At 70.9% G+C, this 4,417-nt stretch carries 4 protein-coding genes; all 4 read left to right on the top strand.

Annotation, left to right across the window (positions count from 1 at the left end; all coding sequences use genetic code 11):
* The first annotated feature begins 252 nt into the window (after nt 1–252).
* Nucleotides 253–1,365, top strand: coding sequence for a phosphate ABC transporter substrate-binding protein PstS (locus tag ACWF41_RS12960; RefSeq protein ID WP_380327171.1), 1,113 nt, complete (start codon nt 253–255; stop codon nt 1,363–1,365).
* A 111-nt stretch (nt 1,366–1,476) separates the two neighbouring features.
* Nucleotides 1,477–2,469 (top strand): phosphate ABC transporter permease subunit PstC, encoded by a 993-nt coding sequence (gene pstC, locus ACWF41_RS12955; protein ID WP_380326994.1) that lies wholly within the window; start codon nt 1,477–1,479, stop codon nt 2,467–2,469.
* Entirely contained in the window at nt 2,469–3,443 is a 975-nt protein-coding gene (gene pstA, locus ACWF41_RS12950) for a phosphate ABC transporter permease PstA (protein WP_380326997.1), read from the top strand. The genes pstC and pstA overlap by 1 nt, the downstream gene beginning before the upstream one ends.
* A gap of 45 nt (nt 3,444–3,488) precedes the next feature.
* Nucleotides 3,489–4,268 (top strand): phosphate ABC transporter ATP-binding protein PstB, encoded by a 780-nt coding sequence (pstB, locus tag ACWF41_RS12945; RefSeq protein ID WP_380327000.1) that lies wholly within the window; start codon nt 3,489–3,491, stop codon nt 4,266–4,268.
* The last annotated feature ends 149 nt before the right edge of the window (nt 4,269–4,417 follow it).

Here is a 4,417-nt window from a genome sequence, read left to right as displayed (position 1 = left end):
GTGCGAAAGATCGCGAGGTAGTTCGCCACGGCGCGCCCGTGGCACCCCGACCAAGGGGACGAACTACCTCGCGATCTTTCGCACTACCTCGGCTCTTCTCGCACCACCCCGGCGGCTGGTGACCAGCCGCCCGCCACTGTTCACCCCTCGTTCACCTGCTCCTGGGCCCCGGGCCACCTTGCCTCCTTAGCGTTCCTGACGAACGCCGGCGCATCGCCGGTGCCACTCCGTGTGAACAGGATGGAACGAGACGTGAAGCTCAGCCGATTCTCCCGTGCTGGATCCGCCGTCGCGGTCGGCGCGCTTGCCCTGACCCTCGCCGCGTGCGGCTCGGACCCGGCGACGCCGGGCGCGGCCTCCACCGACGGCTCGACGGAGGGCAGCACCTCCACCCTCTCCGGTGAGCTCAGCGGTGGCGGAGCCTCCTCGCAGGAGTCGGCCCAGGAGGCCTGGCGCGCCGGCTTCCAGACGGCCAACCCCGACGTCACCGTCAACTACGACCCGGTCGGCTCCGGCGGCGGCCGCACCGGCTTCACCGACGGCTCCTACGGCTTCGCCGGCTCCGACGCGGCGCTGGACGACGACGAGATGACGGCGGCCGAGGCCCAGTGCGGCGACGGCGGCGTCATCGAGTTCCCGGGCTACATCAGCCCGATCGCCGTGGCCTTCAACCTGAAGGGCATCGACTCGCTGAACCTCAAGCCGGAGGTCATCGCGAACATCTTCTCGGGCAAGATCAAGGCCTGGAACGACGACGCGATCGCCGCCGACAACCCCGACGCCGACCTGCCGGACACCGCCATCACCGTGGTGCACCGCTCGGACGACTCGGGCACCACCGAGAACTTCCAGGCGTACCTCTCCGAGGCCGCCCCGCAGGCGTGGGAGCACGAGCCCGACGGCGTGTGGCCGATCGAGGGCCAGGAGTCCGCGCAGGGCACTTCCGGGGTGGTCTCGGCCGCGCAGTCGGGCGAGGGCACCATCACCTACGCCGACGCGTCGCAGGTCTCCGGCCTCGGCACCGTGGCGGTCGGCGTCGGCGACGAGTTCGTCCCGTACAGCGCCGAGGCGGCCTCCGAGGTCGTCGCCCAGTCGCCGCGTGCCGAGGGCACCGCCGACGGCGTGTACTCGATCGACCTCAAGCGCGACGTCGCGGGCGCCTACCCGGTCGTCCTGGTCTCCTACCTGCTGGCCTGCGGCACCTACGCCGACCAGGCGCAGGCGGACCTGGTCAAGGGCTACCTGTCCTACATCGTGAGCGAGGACGGCCAGAAGGTCGCGGCCGACGCCGCGGGCTCGGCGCCGGTGTCCTCGGCCATCCGCGACGCGGTCCTGCCGTCGATCGAGGCGATCAAGGCCGCCTGACCGGGCACGGACCGGCGCGGTCGGGAGAACGCCGCCGGTCGAGCCTGCCGCCGGTCGGGCCCCTGGGCCCGGCCGGCGGCATCACCCACAGCAGGAGAACGAGGAGCACGAGTGACCACCACCGCCAGCCCGCCCGCCGAGCGGGTGCCGGGACGCCCGCGACGCCGACGCCGCACGACCGACCGCGGCTTCAACCGGGCCTTCCGCTGGATCGCCGTCGGTGCGGGCGTCCTCATCCTGGCGGTGCTGGCCGCCGTCGCGGTCTTCCTGCTGCAGCAGGCGTGGCCCGCCCTGACGGCCGGCTCGGACGAGCTGGCCGCGTCGGTGCCGCGCTACCCGAACGACACGTCGCTGCTCGAGTACGTCGGACCGCTCGTGTTCGGCACCCTGCTCGCGGCTGCCCTCGCCCTCGCGCTCGCCACCCCGGTCGCGATGGGGATCGCGCTGTTCATCTCGCACTACGCGCCGCCGAAGCTGTCCCAGGTGCTCGGCTACCTGGTCGACCTGCTCGCCGCGGTCCCGTCGGTCATCTACGGCCTGTGGGGCATCTACGTGCTCGGCCCGGCGGCGCTGCCGCTGTGGGAGTGGCTCAGCTCGGTCCTCGGCTGGTTCCCGCTCTTCGCCGGCCCGGTGTCGCCCACCTCCCGCGTGCTGGCGACGGTGGCCGTCGTCCTCGCGGTGATGATCCTGCCGATCATCACCGCCGTCGCCCGCGAGGTCTTCCTGCAGACGCCGAAGCTCCACGAGGAGGCGGCGCTCGCGCTCGGCGCGACCCGCTGGGAGATGGTGAGGACCGCGGTGCTGCCGTTCGGCCGGTCGGGAGTGATCTCGGCCGCGATGCTCGGCCTGGGCCGCGCCCTCGGCGAGACGATGGCGGTCCTCATGATCCTGTCGCCCGGGTTCCTGTACTCCTTCCGGATCCTCGACAGCGCGCAGCAGCAGACCATCGCCGCGTACATCGCGCTCGACTTCCCGGAGGCGAGCGGCCTCGCGGTGAACACGCTGATCGCCACCGGCCTCGTGCTGTTCGTCATCACGCTGGCCGTCAACATGGGCGCGCGCGCGATCGTGGCGCGGCGCAAGGAATTCTCGGGGGCCAACTGATGAGCACCACCACCGTCGACCCCGTCGGCCCCACCGGCCCTGCCGAGGCCACCGCGCGCACGCGGGCCGCGCTGACCGGCGCGGACGGCGCCCGGCGCCGCAAGGACCGCACGATGACGGTCCTGATCTGGGGCGCGTTCGTCGTCGCGATGGCCCCGCTGGTCTCGCTGATCTGGACCGTGCTGAGCAACGGCGTCGGCCGCATCAGCATGGACTTCCTGACGCTGTCGATGCGCAACATCTTCGGCGGCGACCCGAGCGGCGGCATCTACCACGCCATCGTCGGCACGCTGATCATCACGGCCCTGGCCACGGTGATCTCGGTGCCGATCGGCCTGCTCACCGCCATCTACCTGGTGGAGTACGGCAAGGGCGCGCTCGCCCGCTCGGTGACATTCTTCATCGACGTCATGACGGGCATCCCGTCCATCGTGGCCGGCCTCTTCGCCGTCTCGCTGTTCACCCTGATCCTCGGGCCGGGGGTGCGGATGGGCGTCATCGGCGCCGTCGCCCTGTCGGTGCTGATGATCCCGGTGGTGGTCCGGTCCTGCGAGGAGATGCTCAAGCTCGTCCCGCACGAGCTGCGCGAGGCGTCCTACGCCCTCGGCGTGCCGAAGTGGCTGACGATCGTCAAGGTCGTGCTCCGCACGTCGGTCGCCGGCCTGACGACGGGCATCCTGCTCGCCATCGCCCGCGTGATCGGCGAGACGGCGCCGCTGCTCGTCACCGTGGGCGTCACCGACTCCATCAACTTCGACCCCTTCGAGGGCCGCATGATGACGCTGCCGGTCTTCGCCTACCGCCAGTACAGCCAGGGCCTGGCGACGTGCCCCGGCGGCGCGTCGGCCACGTGCGTCCCCGACATCGCGATCCAGAACGCGTGGGGCGCGGCGCTCGTGCTGATCGTCCTGGTGCTCGCCCTCAACCTCATCGGCCGGCTGGTGAACCGCTGGTTCTCCCCGAAGCTGCGCTGACCCGCAGCCGCCGCCCGCCGCAGCCACACCGAAAAGAGACAGACGATGGCACAGCGCATCGACGTGAAGGACCTCAACATCTACTACGGCGACTTCCTCGCCGTGCAGGACGTGTCGATGACGATCGACCCGAAGTCGGTGACGGCGTTCATCGGCCCGTCCGGGTGCGGCAAGTCGACCTTCCTGCGCACGCTCAACCGGATGCACGAGGTGATCCCGGGCGCCCGCGTGGAGGGCACGGTCGAGATGGAGGGCGTCGACCTGTACGGCGACGACATCGACCCGGTGGCCGTGCGACGCAACGTGGGGATGGTCTTCCAGCGGCCCAACCCGTTCCCGACGATGTCGATCCGCGACAACGTGCTCGCGGGCGTGCGCCTCAACAACCGGCGCCTCGGCAAGGCGGCGGCCGAGGAGCTCGTCGAGACCTCGCTGCGCGGCGCCAACCTGTGGAACGAGGTCAAGGACCGCCTCGACCGCCCGGGGTCGGGCCTGTCGGGAGGGCAGCAGCAGCGGCTGTGCATCGCCCGCGCCATCGCGGTGAAGCCGCAGGTGCTGCTCATGGACGAGCCCTGCTCCGCCCTCGACCCCATCTCGACCCTCGCGATCGAGGACCTCATCGGGGAGCTGAAGCAGGACTACACGATCGTCATCGTGACCCACAACATGCAGCAGGCGGCTCGCGTCAGCGACCGCACGGCGTTCTTCAACATCGCGGGCACGGGCAAGCCGGGCCGCCTGATCGAGATGAACGAGACGTCCACGATCTTCTCGACGCCGTCGCAGCAGGCCACCGAGGACTACGTGTCGGGCCGATTCGGGTGACCGGCGCCTGAGCACCTGAGCCTGACCACCGGACGAACGACGAAGGGGCGGGGGGGCAACAGAGCATGTCTGACCCCCCCCCCCCCTTCCAGCCGCCAGGAAAAGGGAGGCGGGAAGAGGGAACGGGTCCCCAGGAGAAGGATGTCTCC

This window comes from Isoptericola sp. NPDC055063, from assembly GCF_053608125.1.
The sequence above is the reverse complement of the archived record's forward strand: the minus strand, read 5'-3'. Positions and strand labels throughout refer to the sequence as shown.

Bases quoted from the DNA above. Each gene is read 5' to 3' on its own strand.
- pstA (WP_380326997.1), top strand. From the start codon at position 2,469: ATGAGCACCACCACCGTCGACCCCGTCGGCCCCACCGGCCCTGCCGAG.
- pstB (WP_380327000.1), top strand. From the start codon at position 3,489: ATGGCACAGCGCATCGACGTGAAGGACCTCAACATCTACTACGGCGAC.